20 protein-coding genes are annotated in these 16,107 nt (G+C 67.1%); 9 read left to right on the top strand and 11 right to left on the bottom strand.

The features are described 5' to 3' along the window. Positions 1-36 precede the first annotated feature (36 nt). Both ACSFCA_RS19685 and ACSFCA_RS19680 read left to right on the top strand, forming a co-directional pair. Entirely contained in the window at positions 37-1,233 is a 1,197-nt protein-coding gene (locus ACSFCA_RS19685) for a YncE family protein (protein ID WP_435460818.1), read from the top strand. 36 nt (positions 1,234-1,269) lie between these two features. Next, positions 1,270-1,485 carry a hypothetical protein gene (locus ACSFCA_RS19680; protein WP_258350344.1) on the top strand — a complete coding sequence of 72 codons (216 nt, stop codon included), beginning with the start codon at positions 1,270-1,272 and terminating at the stop codon, positions 1,483-1,485. A 38-nt stretch (positions 1,486-1,523) separates the two neighbouring features. On the opposite strand, the gene ACSFCA_RS19675 is transcribed toward ACSFCA_RS19680, so the two are convergent. The 3 genes from ACSFCA_RS19675 to ACSFCA_RS19665 all read right to left on the bottom strand — a co-directional run bounded on the left by ACSFCA_RS19675 (position 1,524) and on the right by ACSFCA_RS19665 (position 3,711). Then, positions 1,524-2,432, bottom strand: coding sequence for a DUF808 domain-containing protein (locus tag ACSFCA_RS19675; RefSeq protein WP_093078757.1), 909 nt, complete (start codon positions 2,430-2,432; stop codon positions 1,524-1,526). Positions 2,433-2,507: 75 nt separating this feature from the next. Then, the gene (locus ACSFCA_RS19670) at positions 2,508-3,191 is read right to left on the bottom strand and encodes a PepSY-associated TM helix domain-containing protein (RefSeq protein WP_093177831.1); all 684 of its coding nucleotides are present in this window, start codon (positions 3,189-3,191) and stop codon (positions 2,508-2,510) included. A gap of 1 nt (position 3,192) precedes the next feature. Then, positions 3,193-3,711, bottom strand: a complete 519-nt coding sequence (locus ACSFCA_RS19665; protein WP_093059111.1) for a GNAT family N-acetyltransferase — start codon at positions 3,709-3,711, stop codon at positions 3,193-3,195. Between the two features lie 87 nt (positions 3,712-3,798). Here ACSFCA_RS19665 and ACSFCA_RS19660 point away from each other — a divergent pair, with 87 nt between their 5' ends. The 3 genes from ACSFCA_RS19660 to ACSFCA_RS19650 are packed head-to-tail and all read left to right on the top strand — an operon-like array spanning position 3,799 to position 4,540. Further along, the gene (locus ACSFCA_RS19660; protein ID WP_013542593.1) at positions 3,799-3,948 is read left to right on the top strand and encodes a hypothetical protein; all 150 of its coding nucleotides are present in this window, start codon (positions 3,799-3,801) and stop codon (positions 3,946-3,948) included. After that, complete coding sequence (locus ACSFCA_RS19655; protein WP_258350346.1) at positions 3,945-4,256, top strand: VF530 family protein; 312 nt, start codon at positions 3,945-3,947, stop codon at positions 4,254-4,256. The genes ACSFCA_RS19660 and ACSFCA_RS19655 overlap by 4 nt, the downstream gene beginning before the upstream one ends. Next, positions 4,253-4,540, top strand: coding sequence for a 2Fe-2S iron-sulfur cluster-binding protein (locus tag ACSFCA_RS19650; RefSeq protein ID WP_435460819.1), 288 nt, complete (start codon positions 4,253-4,255; stop codon positions 4,538-4,540). The genes ACSFCA_RS19655 and ACSFCA_RS19650 overlap by 4 nt, the downstream gene beginning before the upstream one ends. Here the strand turns inward: ACSFCA_RS19650 and ACSFCA_RS19645 are convergent. Next, a complete protein-coding gene (locus ACSFCA_RS19645) occupies positions 4,537-5,817 on the bottom strand; it encodes an MFS transporter (RefSeq protein ID WP_435460820.1) in 1,281 nt (426 codons plus the stop codon). The two genes, ACSFCA_RS19650 and ACSFCA_RS19645, sit on opposite strands and share 4 nt — an antisense overlap. Before the next feature lie 95 nt (positions 5,818-5,912). On the opposite strand from ACSFCA_RS19645, the gene ACSFCA_RS19640 reads away from it, so the two are divergent. Further along, entirely contained in the window at positions 5,913-6,587 is a 675-nt protein-coding gene (locus ACSFCA_RS19640; RefSeq protein WP_435460821.1) for an RluA family pseudouridine synthase, read from the top strand. Positions 6,588-6,603: 16 nt separating this feature from the next. Here ACSFCA_RS19640 and ACSFCA_RS19635 read toward each other — a convergent pair whose 3' ends face one another. The 5 genes from ACSFCA_RS19635 to egtB all read right to left on the bottom strand — a co-directional run bounded on the left by ACSFCA_RS19635 (position 6,604) and on the right by egtB (position 11,184). Further along, positions 6,604-7,044, bottom strand: coding sequence for a universal stress protein (locus tag ACSFCA_RS19635; RefSeq protein ID WP_007833935.1), 441 nt, complete (start codon positions 7,042-7,044; stop codon positions 6,604-6,606). 128 nt (positions 7,045-7,172) lie between these two features. Beyond that, entirely contained in the window at positions 7,173-7,931 is a 759-nt protein-coding gene (locus tag ACSFCA_RS19630) for a 2OG-Fe dioxygenase family protein (RefSeq protein WP_435460822.1), read from the bottom strand. Beyond that, complete coding sequence (locus ACSFCA_RS19625; RefSeq protein ID WP_093059105.1) at positions 7,928-8,212, bottom strand: DUF427 domain-containing protein; 285 nt, start codon at positions 8,210-8,212, stop codon at positions 7,928-7,930. Before ACSFCA_RS19625 ends, ACSFCA_RS19630 begins: the two co-directional genes overlap by 4 nt. A gap of 708 nt (positions 8,213-8,920) precedes the next feature. Further along, positions 8,921-9,817, bottom strand: coding sequence for an L-histidine N(alpha)-methyltransferase (gene egtD / locus ACSFCA_RS19620; protein ID WP_435460915.1), 897 nt, complete (start codon positions 9,815-9,817; stop codon positions 8,921-8,923). Positions 9,818-9,927: 110 nt separating this feature from the next. Next, on the bottom strand, positions 9,928-11,184 hold the full coding sequence (egtB, locus tag ACSFCA_RS19615; protein WP_435460823.1) for an ergothioneine biosynthesis protein EgtB: 1,257 nt from the start codon (positions 11,182-11,184) through the stop codon (positions 9,928-9,930). A gap of 157 nt (positions 11,185-11,341) precedes the next feature. Between egtB and ACSFCA_RS19610 the strand changes: the two genes are divergently transcribed. Then, positions 11,342-12,688, top strand: a complete 1,347-nt coding sequence (locus ACSFCA_RS19610) for an NAD(P)/FAD-dependent oxidoreductase (RefSeq protein WP_435460824.1) — start codon at positions 11,342-11,344, stop codon at positions 12,686-12,688. 18 nt (positions 12,689-12,706) lie between these two features. Continuing rightward, positions 12,707-12,955 (top strand): hypothetical protein, encoded by a 249-nt coding sequence (locus tag ACSFCA_RS19605; protein ID WP_435460825.1) that lies wholly within the window; start codon positions 12,707-12,709, stop codon positions 12,953-12,955. Positions 12,956-12,979: 24 nt separating this feature from the next. Here the strand turns inward: ACSFCA_RS19605 and ACSFCA_RS19600 are convergent, their stop codons facing one another. Together ACSFCA_RS19600 and ACSFCA_RS19595 are read right to left on the bottom strand one after the other, a co-directional pair. Next, the gene (locus ACSFCA_RS19600; RefSeq protein ID WP_435460826.1) at positions 12,980-14,890 is read right to left on the bottom strand and encodes a PhoX family protein; all 1,911 of its coding nucleotides are present in this window, start codon (positions 14,888-14,890) and stop codon (positions 12,980-12,982) included. A gap of 83 nt (positions 14,891-14,973) precedes the next feature. Next, entirely contained in the window at positions 14,974-15,498 is a 525-nt protein-coding gene (locus tag ACSFCA_RS19595; protein WP_258350355.1) for a thermonuclease family protein, read from the bottom strand. A 120-nt stretch (positions 15,499-15,618) separates the two neighbouring features. Between ACSFCA_RS19595 and ACSFCA_RS19590 the strand changes: the two genes are divergently transcribed. After that, a complete protein-coding gene (locus tag ACSFCA_RS19590; RefSeq protein ID WP_093058310.1) occupies positions 15,619-16,101 on the top strand; it encodes a tetratricopeptide repeat protein in 483 nt (160 codons plus the stop codon). The last annotated feature ends 6 nt before the right edge of the window (positions 16,102-16,107 follow it).

The following is a 16,107-nucleotide window of genomic DNA, read 5'->3' as shown; positions in this document are numbered from 1 at the left end:
CCATGCGCGCACACAACTACACCGGAGACACACACCATGCAGTTCCGCCCCGCCGCACTCGCGGCCCTGGCCCTGGCAGCCCTTGCCGCTCTCCCCGGCTGCTCGAACCTGACCCCCACCGTGCCGCAGCGCCAGCTGATGCTGGTCGCCAACGACGAGAAGCAGTCGTGGAACGATGCCGGCGTCGTGAGCCTCGGCCCCATGGGGCGCGACACCGTGCAGGTGCTCGACATCGGCACCGACCCGCTGGCGCCCAAGCTCGTCGGCACGCTGCAGCTGGACAACACCATCGCCGGCCCGCCGACCAACCTCGCGATCACGCCCGGCGAAACGCTGGCGCTGGTCGCCAACTCGCTCAACGTGGTCGAGGAGAACGGCGCACGCAAGCAGGCGCCCGACAACCGCCTCTTCGTGATCGACCTGACCACCACGCCGCCCAAGCTGCTCGACACCCTGCAGGTCGGCAAACAGCCCTCTGGCCTGTCGATCAACCGCACGGGCGACCTCGCACTGGTGGCCAACCGCGCCGACAACTCGGTGAGCGTGCTGCGCATCTCGGGCAAGAAGGTGACACTGATCGACACGGTGGCCATGGGCGATTCGGTGGCGCACGTGCGCTTCACGCCCGACGGCAAGCGCGCATTGGCGGCCAAGTTTCCGAGCCACAAGATCGCGCTGCTCGACGTGAACGGCGAGAAGGTCAGCTACAACAAGGTCGACCTCGCAGCGGGCCTGTGGCCCTACAACGTCGACGTGACGCCCGACGGCAAGCTCGCGCTCACGGCCGACAACGGCAACTCGGGCGCATCCGACGGCCAGGTCGACACCGTGAGCGTGATCGACCTCGAAGCCGCGCCGCCGCGCGTGGTCGACAAGGTGGTGGTCGGCGACGGCCCCGAAGGCCTGGCGGTTAGCCCGACCGGCAGGCACGCGGTGGCGGTGATCCTGCGCGGCAGCAATTCTTCGAAGAGCGCCTACTTTTACAACCGCAACGGCTCTGTGGTGCTGCTGAAGATCGACGGCAAGAAGGTCACGCGCGCCAACGAGGTGGTGGTGCGCGGCCTGCCCGAAGGCGCGGTGTGGAGCGCAGATGGCAAGTACCTGTACGTGGGCAACTTCATCGACCAGGACATCACGATCTTGCGGCTCGATGGCGACACGCTGGTGCCCACGGGCAAGTCGTTCCCGCTGCAGGGGCATCCGGCCGCGATGCGCGGGACAATGACGCACTGATCGATCCACCCTCCCCCGAACCCGAACGAAGAAGCCATGGCGCAGCAACCCAAACGACAACTCCGCACGCTCGAACGCGGCATCCTCTGCCTCGTGATCGGCGCCGCTGTTCTGCTGGGGCCGCGCTTTCTCCAGGGCACGCGCTGGTTCGAGATGGTCGCGGGTGCCTACCTGGTCGGCTGGTTCGCGCTGGTGCTGGGCGTGGCGCTGATCGTGGTCGAGCTGGTGAAGCGCGGCAAGACGCGCCAGTAAAAAAGAAACCCGCCTCGCGGCGGGTTTCAGCAGCAGGCTCAGGCCTTCTTGCCGCGCAACTTTCCGACCAGTTCCACCACGACCAGCACGATGGCGCCGGCCACGATGCCCACGCCGGCATTCACGCCCATCGAGCCCAGCGTACCGAACACGCCGCCCGTGGCCGCGGCCCAGCCCTCGACCGCATGGCCCAGCGCCGGCACGCCGTGCACCAGGATGCCGCCGCCCACGAGGAACATCGCGGCCGTGCCGGCCACCGACAGCGCCTTCATGAGCCACGGCGCCGTGGCCAGGATGCCGCGGCCCAAGGCCCGCGCGCCTGCGCTGGCGCGCTGGCTCAGGTAGAGGCCCGCGTCGTCGAGCTTCACGATGCCGGCCACCAGGCCGTACACGCCGATGGTCATGATCAGCGCGATGCCGACCAGCACGCTCAGCTGCGTCGTGAAGGGCTGGCCCTGCACGGTGCCCAGCGTGATGGCGATGATTTCGGCCGAGAGGATGAAGTCGGTGCGCACAGCGCCCTTGATCTTGTCCTTCTCCATGGCCACCACGTCGACCGATTCGTCGGCCACGGCCTTTTCGTGGCGCTCGGTGTCGGCGTCGTGCTCCTTCTTGTGCAGGAACTTGTGCGCGAGTTTCTCGGCGCCTTCGAAGCAGAGAAAAGCGCCGCCGACCATCAGCAGCGGCGTTACCAGCCAGGGCAGCCAGGTGCCGATGGCCAGCGCCGCTGGCACGAGGATGGCCTTGTTGACGAACGAGCCCTTGCACACGGCCCACACCACCGGGATCTCGCGATCGGCCTTGACGCCGGACACCTGCTGCGCATTGAGGGCAAGGTCGTCGCCCAGCACGCCGGCCGTCTTCTTGGCGGCCACTTTGGTGAGGATCGATACGTCGTCGAGAACGGTCGCGATGTCGTCGAGCAGCAGGAGCAGGCTGGTGGCCATGGGCGGGATTCGGGCTGAAAAAGAAGCGGCGAGCTTATCCGCAGCCGCCAACCGCCCCTGCAATAACCGTACGAATCAAAGAGCGCTGAGCGCAATGGCCAGCACCGCGGCGAGCGATGCGCCGAACAGCGCCAGCCCCACGCGGCGGCGGCGGTGCGTGAGCATCCACAGCGCCATGCCCGACATCGACAGGAAGATCAGGCTGCCGGCCAGCGTGTCGACCAGCAGGATCCACGGCAGCGGCATGCCGCCGCCCTTGTGCATGCTGGTGAGCGTGGCGACAAAGCCGTTGTGCGTGGTGGTGACGCCCACCGAGCGGTTGCCCTGCCAGTACTCGACCTGCACGATCTCGTTGGGGCCGCCGAAGTTGAACACCCAGCGCGCGGGCTGCGTGAGCACGGGGGCGCTCTTGTCGCTCTTGTCGGCCCAGGCGACGGGCTTGGCGGGCTCGATGCGGCGGGAGTTGGGCGGGCCGCTCATGCGCAGCGCACCCTGTAGCCACTGGCTCATGGCCTCGGGCGTTTCCGGCGCAGGGTCGGGCAGCACCAGCTGGGCGCGCGTGCGCTCCTGGGCCTGCGGCAGCTTCAGCACGTCGCGGTGGTTGAGCCAGATGCCGCTGAAACCGAACAGCAGCCCCAGCACCGCGCCCCAGAGGCCGAACCAGCCGTGGGTGCGGCGGATCCACTGCACGGCGGTCGTGCGCCGCTGGTGCGCGCGCACGCGCGCGGCGTGGCCTAGGGCGGTGCTGCCGGAGTCCATGTCAGGAAACGTCGCGCTTCAGGCGGATTTCCTCGACGCGCACGGTGCCGAAGGCGGTGGTCTTGGCGGTCTTCATCTCGCGCTTGAAGCCCGCGAGTTCGTGGAAGCGCATGGCGCGGTCGTTGCGGATCGGCACCCAGATGGTGACCGTGGTGCAGCCCTCTTCTTCCAGGCCTTCGCGCGCGGCATCCCAGAGGGCCACGCCCACGCCCTTGTCCCAGTGCTCGGGCTTGACGTAGATGGCCCAGATTTCGCCGGTGGTGGGCGGGGTCTTGGGGTCGCGCGAACGGTCGAAGCCGACGAAGCCGACGATTTCGCTGCCCAGCACGGCCACGCGCACCTGCGGCTCGCTGTATTCGATGGCTTCGCGCCACTTGGCTTCGCGGGTGGCCGGGGCCAGGGCGCGCAGCTCTTCCTCGGGAAGGATGCCTTCGTAGGCGGCCTTGGCGGCGAGGGAATGGATTTCGGCGACGGCCTTGGCGTCGCGCAGGGTGGCGGGGCGAACTTCGTAATCTGACATGAATGCGGGGAAATCAATGGAACCGCGTATTGTCGCCGCACCGCTAAACTGCTTGCCGCATCCGTCGTAACAACAGGAGAAATCGACATGGCCAAGAGTCAGCAACGCAGCACCAAGGAAGCGAAGAAACCGAAGAAGGACACCTCGCCGCCCAAGCCTGTGGGCACTGGCGGCATCGAGCCCGTTCGCACGATCACGACGGCGGTCATTCCCCGCGGCAAGCTCAAGAACAAGTGACGAACGACGCTCCAGCGCCCGCCCCGGCCGCCCCCGCGGCCGCAAAGGCCCAGCCGCGCAACCCGCTGCATGGGGTCACGCTGGAGGCCATCGTCACCGCGCTGGCCGACTACTACGGGTGGGAGCACCTGAGCGAGCTCGTTCCCATCCGTTGCTTCACGCTCGACCCGAGCGTGAGCTCGAGCCTCAAGTTCCTGCGCAAGACGCCGTGGGCGCGCGAGAAGGTCGAGAGCCTTTACCTCTTCATGCTGCGCGAGCAACGCCGCGAGCAGCAGCAACAACAGCAAAGCCAGCCACCGCAGCCATGAAGGTCCGACTCGAGCCCTCGGGCCTCGACTTCGAGACCGATGCCGGCACCACGCTCCTGAAAGCCGCCGAGGCCGCCGGCATCGAGCTGCCGAGCTCTTGCCGCAACGGCACCTGCCGCACCTGCATCTGCCAGCGGCTGTCCGGCGAAACCCGCCACATCATCGAATGGCCCGGCCTGAGCGCCGATGAAAAAGCCGAAGGCTGGATCCTGCCCTGCGTGGCGCAGGCGCTGGGCGACATCACGCTCGACGCGCCGGGCGCGCGCGCCCTGTTCGCAGACTAGGGCTTGACCAGCGGCCTGACGGAAGGCGCCGCCACCACCAGCCGGTCTCGCTGCGCGAGCGACGGGAACAGCCTGAACCAGGTCAGCGCGACCAGCATCGTCCCCACGCCGCCCACCACCACCGAGCCGACCGGCCCCAGCAGCGCCGCCGTGGCGCCCGACTCGAATTCGCCGAGCTGGTTGCTCGCGCCGATGAAGATCGAATTGACCGCACTCACCCGCCCGCGCATGGCATCGGGCGTTTCGAGTTGCACCAGCGTCTGGCGGATCACCACATTGACCATGTCGGCGCCGCCCGAAACCGCCAGCGCGATCAGCGAGACGACAAAGCTCTTCGAAATGCCGAACACCACCATGCACAGCCCGAAGAGCCCGATGGCCAGCAGCAGCGTGCGCCCCACGCGGCGCTCGACCGGCCGGCGCGTGAGCGCAATGGACATCACCAGCGCCCCCACCGCCGGCGCGCCGCGCAGCAGGCCGAGCCCCCAGGGCCCGGTGTGCAGGATGTCCTTGGCATAGATCGGCAGCAGCGCCACCGCGCCGCCCAGCAGCACCGCGAACAGATCGAGCGAGACCGCGCCGAGCACGGGCTTGCGCTTCCAGATGAAATCGACGCCCGCGAACACGGTGGCCAGCGTGACCGGCTCGCGCGCGGCCGGCGTGTAGGCATAGCGAAGCCGCAGCACCAGCGCGCAGGCGACGACAAAGAAGGCCACGCTGGCGCCGTAGACCACCGCCATGCCCGCCACGAACAACAGCCCGCCGAGAGCCGGCCCGCCGATGATCGCGCCCTGCATGCCCGCCGAACTGAAGGCCATCGCGCGAGACAACATGGTGGGCGGCACCAGCAGCGGCGTCAGCGCCTGCTGCGCCGGCATCTGGAAAGCCCGCACAGCGCCCAGCACCAGGGACAGGCCCAGCAGCAGGCTGCGCGAATCATGCTTTTCCAGCACCGCCAGCAGTAGCACGAGCGCCACCAGCCCCTGCACCGCGAAACAGGCCGCCACGATGCGCCCGCGATGGTGGCGGTCGACGATGTGGCCGGCCAGCAGCGCCAGCAGCAGCGCGGGCACGAACTGGTAGAGACCCACGAGGCCCAGGTCCCAGGCGCTGCTGGTGAGCTCGTACATGTGCCAGCCGATGGCCACCAGCAGCATTTGCGAGGCGGCAGTACCGAACAGCCGCGCCGTCCACATCTGCATGAACGGGCGTTCGCGCGTCAGGTCGGAAAAGCTGGGGGGAGAAGAGGAAACGGAGGCTGGGGCGGGGCCGGACATCCGCTCAAGGATAGCCGAGGCCGGATGAGCGGGGCATGAGGGGCCTGGAACGCGGGAACGGGCCACCATCGTGCTCTCTACACTCTGCGGCATCCATGACGACCGCGCCGCCGCTCCTGCAACCCGTTCACGAAGACCCGCACCTGCTGGTGCTCGACAAGCCAGCCGGCCTGCTCTGCGTACCCGGCCGCGGCGAGGACAAGCAGGACTGCCTGAGCGCACGCGCCATGCGGCAGTGGCCCGACGCGCTGATCGTGCACCGGCTCGATATGGCTACCAGCGGGCTGGTGGTGATGGCGCGCGGCATCGAAATGCAGCGTGCGCTGAGCGCGGCCTTTGCCGAGCGCCGGGTGCACAAGCGCTATGAAGCTATCGTCGATGGCGCGATGCCGATGCTGGAAGACTGGTCGCTGATCGACGCGCCGCTGATGGCCGACTGGCCGCGCAGGCCGCTGCAGAAGATCGACCCCGCGGGCAAGCCCAGCGTCACTCGGTGGAAGGCGATTTCATTGCTGCCAGGAGTGCGGCCTGGGGAGTCCGCCGCCACGCATGTGCTGCTGGAACCGCTGACCGGCCGTTCGCATCAGTTGCGCGTACACCTGCTGTCGATCGGGCATCCGATTCTTGGCGATGCGCTGTATGGCGATGCTGCTCTGCAGGCACGTGCGCCACGGCTGCTGTTGCATGCGAGCGAGCTGGGGTTCGTGCACCCGGTGACGCAGCAGGAGCTTTACTTCAAACGGCCGCCCGATTTCGTCGTCGTTTCCTGACCAATCAGTCAGCCAGTCAGCCGCCCTTGACGACCAGCACGGGCATGTTGGCGTCCTGCAGCACGCGCTGCGTCACGCTGCCCAGCAGCAGTTTTTCGATGCCGCTGCGGCCGTGCGAGCCCATCACGATCAGGTCGGCCGCGATGGCGATGGCCGTATCGACGATGCCTTCGTGCACCACGTGGCCGTCAATCACGCGCTGGTCGCTGTGCAGTCCTTCGGCCGCCAGGGCGGCCACGCCGCGTGCGAGCGCCGCGTTGGCGCTGGCCGTGGCTGCTGCGAGGTATTCGTTCTGGCCAAGCGCATAGTCCGCGCCCACGCCGATGAAGGGGTAGTTGTCGATCACGTGAATGAGCGTGATGCGGCTACCGAAAGCCAGTGCGAGGCCGCTGGCCTTGCTGACGGCGAGCATGGAAGTTTCGGAGCCGTCGATCGGAACCAGGATGTGATTGAACATGGCGGGACCTCGCTTTCGTTCGCAGACAGACACGGCCCACATGGAGCCGGGCCCCGAATTTAACCGCTGTTCCGCGGGCGGACTGTAGGACTCGTGCCAGCGACGGCGCGCAGCGCCGCCGTGCAGGGTCAGTCCCCCTGGAAACCCTTGGCGCGGCAGGTGATCACGAGCGTGTCGCGCCAGCCTTCGCCGCCCTCTTCCAGCGGCTGGATCGGCGTCGATTCGTGGATCACGCGCGCATCGTCGAGCACGAGCAGGCTCCACGGCTCGGTCATGGTGAAGCGCTCGCCGCGACGGCCGTTGGCTTCGAACACGCGCGTCTCACCGCCCTTGATGCCGTGCCGGCCGACGAGTGCCACGGCCACGAGATCCACACCATCGCGGTGCGCGCCCTCGGGCGTCGGGCGGCCGATGCCACCGGCGGTGTCGATGCGGAACTGGTGCGCTTCCACATACCAGCGCTGCGGTACACCGCCACGCATGTCGCTGCTGGCCTTGCCGAGCTGCTGCAGCAGCCGCTGCCACACAGGCTGCGCCACGGTGGCCTCGAGCATCGGCGCGAACCAGCGCTGCATGCCGCCGTGCAGGGCGTTGTATTCGACCGGCTGCCAGTGCGCGCGGTGCGGCACCTGCGCCGGCGTGGCATGGTCGTCGGCTTCGACGGTGAAGCAGGCATGGCGCCGCGTGCGGTAGCGGCCGCCGTCCTTCAGGTATTCGTCGGGCGGGAGATCGTTCCAGTCTGCGTGCAGTGCATTCAGCTGCGCGAGCGGGACGCCAAGCCATTCGCTGATGCCCTGCGGACTGAGCACCGCATAGCCTTGATCGCGCAATGCGGCAGGTAGCTCGGCGGGGGCGATGAACGGGGGAGTGAAAGCGGCCGTGGTCACTGCGCGCTGACCTTCACGTCCTTCCAGAACGCGACGCGGTCGCGGATCTCTTCGGCTTCGGGCTTCGGATCGGCGTAGTACCAGGCGGCGTCGGTGTTGAGTTCGCCGTTGACCAGCAGCGAGTAGTAGCTTGCGGTGCCCTTCCAGGGGCAGGTGGTCTTGTGGTTGCTGAAGGTGACTGCGTCGCGATTGAGCGAACTCATCGGGAAATAGTGGTTGCCTTCGACGAGCACGGTGTCGTCGCTTTCGGCGATGGTGACGCCGTTCCAGGTTGCTTTCATGGTCTTGGTCTCCAGGGGGAGGGTTGCGGGCGCTGGCCGTTGCGCTGCCGCACGGGGCTTGGGTATTGTGCCGTTGCTTGGCACTGCCGCTTTCTTCGTTGCTGTATCTACCCTGTTGGGGGGTTTGTTTTCTGGGGCCGGGTCTCGGCCCGGCGGCCGACTCACTTTCTTTTGCTTCGCCAAAAGAAAGTAAGCAAAGAAAAGGCGACCCTGCTGTCTGCGTCCCTTCGCTTCGCTGCGGGCAACCTGCGGTGCTCGACTCCGGAGGGGGTCCGCAGAACTCGCTTCGCTCAGACAGCTGCGGCCCTGATCCCTCCTGCGTCTGCGCTCCTCGGCGCAGCCAGAAGGGATTTGGGGACCCAGCAGGCCATCGCTGCGCTCGGCCTTCGAACCGCCAACAGCCAAACTCAACCACTGCAGGCGCTACGCGCCTGCAGTGGCCCCGAGGCCGAGCGAAGCAAAGGCCCGTGTTGTCTCCACCTCCCCTCTGGCTGCGCCGAGGAGCGGAGCGTTTCGCGGATCAGGGCCGCAGTTGTTTGAGCGAAGCGAGTTCTGCGGACCCCGCGAAACGCGAGCACCGCAGGTTGCCCCGTAGCGAAGCGAAGGGGTCGCAGACAGTGGGGTCGCCTTTTCTTTGGCTACTTTCTTTTGGCGAAGCAAAAGAAAGTAGCTCGCCCGCCGGGGCGAGTCCCGGCCTCGAAAGCCAAACTAGGCAGCCAGCCAGTGCACGCTAAAGAGCTTCTCAGGATCCGTCCAAACCGCAGCAGGACGAAACCCGGCACGAACAGCCAAAGCCCGCAACCCCTCAACAGTGAACTTATGCGAGTACTCAGTATGAATAGTCTCGCCCTCCTCAAACCCAAACCGTTCCCCATTCAACGAAACGCTCTGAGCCCGCCGGCTGACAAGATGCATCTCGATCCTCTGCCGAGGCGCGTTATAGAACGCCGCATGCGCAAATCCATCGACATCGAAGTCCGCATCCAGCTCAGCATTAGCCCGACGCAGCAGATTGAGATTGAACTCCCCCGTCACTCCTTGAGCATCGTTGTAGGCCGCGTGCAACCGCCCCGGATCCTTCACCAGATCCACCCCAATCAGCAGCCCACCCCCACGCAACATCCGCGCGGCCAGTTGCAAAAAGGCAAGCGCCTCCTCAGGCTCGAAATTCCCGATCGTCGACCCCGGAAAAAACCCGACTCGCCGCCCCGAACCAGCCATAGGCGCAGGCAACACCAGCGGCATCGTGTAATCCGCAGCAATAGGCTGCACAACCAGCTTCGGATAGTCCGCCTTCAGCCGCTCGGCCGCAGCCTCCAGATACTCCCCGGAGATGTCGATGGGCAGATAGCGCTTCGGCGCCAGCAGCGCATCGAGCAGCAGCCGCACCTTCGTGAGCGACCCCGCTCCGAACTCCACGATCTCCGCGTTCGGCCCGATCTGCTCGGCGATCTCCCCGGCACATTCACCAAGAATGCGCAGCTCGGTACGCGTCGGGTAGTACTCCGGCAGCTCGCAGATGCGGTCGAACAGCTGTGACCCTGCCGCGTCGTAGAAAAACTTCGGCGAGATGCTGCGCGGCGAGCGCGCAAGTCCCGCCTGCATCTCGCGCCCGAACTCGGACAACGGCGTGGAGACCGCTGGAGAAGAAGAAACACGCGGCTTCGCGGCAGGTGCGAACGACAGCGACGAGGAAGAAGTTGGATTGCGCATGATCAAAGGTCTTTCGCGAGCCGCAGCCCCGAGAACTGCCAGCGCGCCGCCGGCGGAAAGAAGTTGCGATAGCTGGGCCGCGTATGCCCCACCGGGGTGGCCACGCTGCCACCGCGCAACACCAGTTGCCCCACCATGAACTTGCCGTTGTATTCGGCCGCGATACCAGGCATCGGACGGAAGCCGGGATACGGGTCGTACGACGAACGCGTCCACTGCCAGACGTGCCCCGTCATCTGCGAGATGCCGGGGGCATCGAACGCGGCCTCCCATTCGAATTCGGTCGGCAGCCGCGCGCCGGCCCACTCGGCATACGCAGCGGCTTCATAGAAACTGAGCTGCGATACGGGTGCATCGGCCTCCATCGGCCGCACGCCGTGCAGGCCGAACACCTGCCAACCTGCGTTACCACCCTGTTGCTGCGCACCAAGGCCAAGGCGCGGATCGTCCGGCTCGAGCCAGTACACCGGATGCCTCCAACCCTGCGCCTGCACAGCGGCCCAGCCATCGGACAGCCAGAGCTCGGCCCGCTGATAGCCGCCATCCGCGATGAACTGCGCGTAGTCGCCGCAGTTCACCAGCCGGTCGGCAATCGCATAGGGCTGCAGCAAAGCCTTGTGGCGCGGCGTCTCGTTGTCGAAAGAAAAGCCCTGCCCCGGGAATCCCACCTCGAGTACGCCGCCGGCTTGCTCGATCCAGCGCACGGCAGGCGGCACCGCAGCCAGCCGCAGCGCAGGTCCGCTTGCAGGCTTGTAGGCCGGCAGCAGCGGGTTGCACGACAGCGCGTGCAGGATGTCGGTGAGCAACAGCTCCTGGTGCTGCTGCTCGTGATGCAGCCCGAGCGTGACGATGGGCTCGACGGTGGCCCAGTCGAGTCCGCCCTCTTCGAGCAGCGCGACCACCGCCTCGTCAACGTGCCGGCGGTAGGCATGCACCTCGTCCACCGAGGGCCGCGTGAGCAGGCCGCGCTGCGGCCTAGGATGCCGCGGCCCGAGCGCCTCGTAGTACGAGTTGAAGAGGTAATGAAAACGCGCATCGAAGGGCTTGTAGCCACTTGAATGCGGCTGCAGCAGCACGGTCTCGAAGAACCACGTGGTGTGCGCGAGGTGCCACTTGGTCGGGCTCGCGTCGGGCATCGACTGGATGCACTGGTCTTCGGGGGAAAGCGGGGCGGCAAGCGCCAGGCTCGTGGCGCGCACCTCGCGAAATCTGTCGCGCAGTGTGCTCGCCGCCTGTGTGATCGGCCGGGAAAGCGTCATGGGGTCTCCAGTCGGGTCAGCCGCAAGTTTTAGCCCATCCGGGCTGCGGCGGCGCGTAGGACAAAACGCCGCAGCCCTGCCGCCGGCACTTCGGCAAAGGGCAGCCACTGTGGCACAAGATTCGAGGCCTTGCAGGCGGCTGCGTATCATCCGTGCGATGCAAACGACCAACCCCTCGGGCAGGCCCAAAGTCGTCATCGTCGGCTGCGGATTCGGCGGACTCGAAGCGGCACGCAAGCTGCAGAGCGCCGACGTGGACGTGACGGTGATCGACAAGACCAACCACCACCTGTTCCAGCCGCTGCTGTACCAGGTGGCAACCGCCGGGCTCGCCGCGCCGTCGATCGCGGCGCCGGTGCGCGCACTGTTCCGCAAGCAGCCGAACATCACGACGCTGCTGGGCGAGGTGGGCGGCATCGATCCGGCCACGCGATCGGTGCAGCTGGCCAATGGGGACCGCGTGCCGTACGACCACCTGATCGTCGCGGCCGGTGCCACGCACAGCTACTTCGGGCACGACGAATGGGCGCCCGTCGCCCCGGGCCTGAAGACGCTGGCCGACGCCTTCGAGATCCGCCGTCGCGTGCTGCTGTCGTTCGAAAACGCCGAGATCACGGCCGACCTGGAACACCGCCGCGCCCTGCTCACCTTCGTGGTGATCGGCGCCGGCCCCACGGGCGTCGAGATGGCCGGCACGCTGGCCGAGATCGCCAAGCACACGCTGTCGGGCGAGTTCCGCCACATCGACCCCGCCAGCGCGCAGGTGCTGCTGGTCGAAGGTGGCCCGCGCGTGCTGCAGGCCATGCCCGAATCGCTGAGCCAGAAGGCGCTCGAACAGCTGGAGAAACTGGGCGTCGAAGTGCGGCTCAACGCGCGCGTGACGTCCATCGATGCCACCGGCCTCGAAGTACAGACTGGTGGTGGCGCAGACGGCGCACCGGTCGCCAGCTACCGAATCGATAGCAGCTGCGTGGTGTGGGCGGCGGGTGTGGCGGCCTCGCCGCTGGGCCGCATGCTGGGCACGGCCACCGGCGTCGAATGCGACCGCGCGGGCCGCATCAAGGTCGAGCCCGATCTGAGCCTGGCGGGCCATCCTGAGATCAGCGTGGTCGGCGACCTCGCGGCCGCCATGAGCCATGCGCCCGGCAAACCGCCCAAGCCCGTGCCCGGCGTGTCGCCCGGCGCCAAGCAGATGGGACGCGCGGCGGCCGCCAATATCTTGCGCCGCATTGCGGGCCAGCCGACGGTGCCGTTCCGCTATGCGGACTACGGCAACCTCGCGACCATCGGCCGCAACTCGGCGGTGGTGGACCTGGGCACGCCCTTCGGCCCGCTGCGTTTCAGTGGCCGGCTCGCGTGGCTGTTCTGGCTGTTTGCGCACGCGTACTTCCTGATCGGCTTTCGCAACCGCATCGTCGTGATGATGGACTGGGCAGGCGCCTATTGGAGCTTCCAGCGCAACGCGCGCGTGGTGGCAGACGTGCAGGGCAAGAGCGAGTCCTGAGCAAGGAGATCACGCGAAATGTCGCTGGCCTTGTGGATCGTGGTGCACGCAGCCGAAGCGCTCTTCTGCCTCTGGGTGCTGCGCTGGGGTGGTGCCGAACGGCTCGAAGGCAGCTTCGCCTCGGGCCTTATCAGCACCTTCGCGCCGCGCTGGAGCGCCGAGGGGTTGCGCATGGCGGCGCTGATCCTGCTGGTCTTTTGCGCCATCACCTTCGCCGTGGGCCTGTTCGTGCCCTCGCTGCGCTGCTGGGTCGGCGGCTCCTGCTGAGCGCTGCCAACCCGCCCTACCCCATCAGGTCCCGATCACGCCGCCGTCGTTCTTGGTGATTGCGATGGTCGCCGAGCGCGGGCGGCCCGCGCCGTCGGGCCACTTCGACACGGCGAGCGGACGGTCCGGGTCGCTGCGCTCGTTGGCCGGCTCGCCCGGGTGCTGGATGTTGATGAACAGCGTGCGCAAATCTGGCGTGGCCGTAAGCCCCGTGATTTCGCAGCCAGCCGGGCCGAGCAGGAAGCGGCGGATTTCGCCCTTTGTCGGGTCGCAGGCCAGCATCTGGTTGTTGGGCAGGTTGACGTACTCGCCCTTGCCCAGCGTGGAAGTCGACACGTCGGTCTCGATCCACAGCACGCCGCGCGCATCGACCATCAGGCCGTCGGGGCTGCCGAAGGTGTCACCCTTGATGTTGCCCTGCGCTTCATAGCGCGTCTGCTTCGGGTCGCCCGCGAGCACAAGGTGGTTCCACGCAAACCTGGTCGCGTCGAGGTCGCCGGTTTCCTTCCAGCGGATGATCTGGCCCATTGTGTTGTTGGAGCGCGGATTGGCCGCGTCCATGAAGGGCTGACCGGCACCGCCGCGGTTGCTGTTGTTGGTCAGCGTGCAGTAGACCTCCTTGGTGAGCGGGTCTACCGTCGTCCATTCGGGGCGGTCCATCTTGGTGGCGCCCAGCAGGTCGCTGGCCTGGCGTGCCTTGATGAGCACGTCGCCCTGCGTGGTGAAGCCCTTGTCTGCGACCAGGCCGTTCTTGCCCTGCACCAGCGGCAGCCACTCGCCGGTGCCGTCCACGTCGAAGCGGCCGACGTACAGCGTGCCGTGGTCGAGCAGGTCGCGGTTGGCCGCGGCGCCGCCGGGCTTGACGCTGTCGCGGCTCACGAACTTGTAGATGTATTCGAAGCGCGAGTCCTCGCCCATGTAGATGACGGCGCGGCCGTCGTTGGTGAGCGCGGTGGCAGCACCTTCGTGCGCGGCGCGGCCGAGGGCGGTGCGCTTGCGCGGCGTCGAGGTGGGGTCTTGCGGATCGATCTCGACCACCCAGCCGTAGCGGTTCGATTCGTTCGGGTTCTTCGACACGTCGAAGCGCGCTTCATGCTCGTGCCAGCGGTACTTCGCGCCATTGCCCTTCTTGATGCCCCAGCGCTTCTGGTGGGCGTCGGGCGTGTCGGTGCCTTCGAAGTAGTCGGCGAAGTTTTCTTCGCAGGTCAGATACGTGCCCCACGGCGTGTGGCCGTTCGAGCAGTTGTTGAAGGTACCCAGCACCTGCGTGCCCGACGGGTCGGCGGCGGTGCGCAGCATGGCGTGGCCGGCGGCGGGGCCGGTCAGCGTCATCGGCGTCAGGGCGGTAATGCGGCGCGCAAAGCGCGAGGGCGCAAGCTGCGTCCACGTGCCACCGTCGCGCTTCAGTTCAATGACCGACACGCCGTGCGCATTCATCGACTTGCGCACCTTCTCGGGCGTCCAGGTCTTCATGCCGTCGGTGTGCAGCAGGCCGTCGTCGACGTATTCGTGGTTCAGCACCAGCAGGCCGCGGTTGGAGCCATCGATCGGAAAGAAGGCCATGCCGTCGTGGTGCATGCCGGCCTGCAGCGCCTGCTCTTCAGCAGTGTTGGAGCCATCGGTCTTGAAGGCGGGCATGGCGCCAGCGATGCCGGTGGCGTCGCCCCAGCGGTAGAGCACCTGGGTGCTGTAGCCCTCGGGCACGACCACGGTGTCGACGGCGGCCATCGGCACGCTCTTGAAACCGATGGCACGGCCCAGCGAACCCGCCGCGCCGCCTGTTGCCGCACACCCGGCCAGCGGGCCGAACAGCCCGGCAATCGCGGCAGCAAGGCCGCCTTGCACGAGCATGCGCCGCTTCGGGTCGGACACTTCGTGGATCGTGGGGTTGGCGGACGGGTTGGAGTCCTCCATGCGGGCGAAGTCTTTGGCCATGTTCTTGTCGTCGTGGGGTTACGGAGCCGAGCATGGTGTCGCCAACTCGTGAATTCCGCATGACATGGGCCTGCAACAAGAGCTCAGAAGAAGCCGCCCCAATGCGGCTGCTCGCCTCGCTGGCGCTTGCGCCAGTCCCAGGGCGGCGTCGGCTTCGAATCGGCCCAGAGGCCGGCGTGCCGGGCACGCGCGCTGTCTTGAAGCCTGAAGAGCCCGCCGCCGCGTTTGGTGGCGAGGTGGTTGTAGTCGTACACCCAGGCCCAGCCTTCGGACACCATGCGGCTGCCGGCGTCCTCGCCGTTGCAGCGCACGTCGGCCACCGTGCGGCCATAGCGGTCGGTGTCGATCTCGGTGATGAGCGCCTGCTCGCGAAAGCAGATGTTGCTCAGCGCCTGCTTGCTGCGCTGGCCGTAGGGCTGGGCTTTTTCGGGCGCATCGATGGCGGCGATGCGCACCTTCACGCGCTCGTAGGCGCCGATGCGGCCGCAGCGCGCGGTAAGCGTGTCGCCGTCGCTGATGCCCACGACGAGGCAGGTGCGGGGAGCGGCTTGGGTCAGGAGGGGAGAAAAGGCAAGAAGGCAGGAAAGCAGCAGCGCGCGTGAATGCATGAAAAAGCGGGGAGATAGGCAGAATGGCAGGACCGATCGAGGCTAAGTGATCCATCCGCCGGAACCGATCGGTACACAGATTTTTTCTTTTGAACCACGCTTCGAAGGAGAGCACGCACCATGCAAGAACCTACCCAGGACGACTGGTTCCTTGCGGCCAACGACGCATGGGACGCTGGCGCGCACAAGAAGGCCCTCTCGCTGTTCCTCAAGGCCGCGGCCGCGGGCGAGACCCACGCGCTCAACAGCGTCGGCTATTTCCTCGACCACGGCATCGGCGTGAAGAAGAACCCCGCTGCCGCACGCGACTGGTATCGCAAAGCGGCCAAGGCAGGCGACGTGGCGGGCTGCGCCAACCTCGCCATCTGCTACCGCGACGAGGGCAATTTCCGCTGGGCGCGCTTCTGGTTCGAGAAGGCCTATGCGCAGGGCGACGGCGATGCAGCGCTGGAACTGGGACGGCTCTTCCTGTGGGAAGGGCCGAACCAGAATCGGCACAAGGTGGTGGACTACCTGGGCAAGGCGGTGGCCTCGCAATCCATCACCCCGAACGGCCGCACGGAGGCAGGGGCGCTGCTGAAGTCGCTGGGCCTCATCAAGTGAAGCGCG

The organism is Variovorax multivorans, from assembly GCF_051216835.1.
Taxonomy (GTDB): domain Bacteria; phylum Pseudomonadota; class Gammaproteobacteria; order Burkholderiales; family Burkholderiaceae_C; genus Variovorax.
This window is presented reverse-complemented; position numbering and strand designations above follow the sequence as displayed.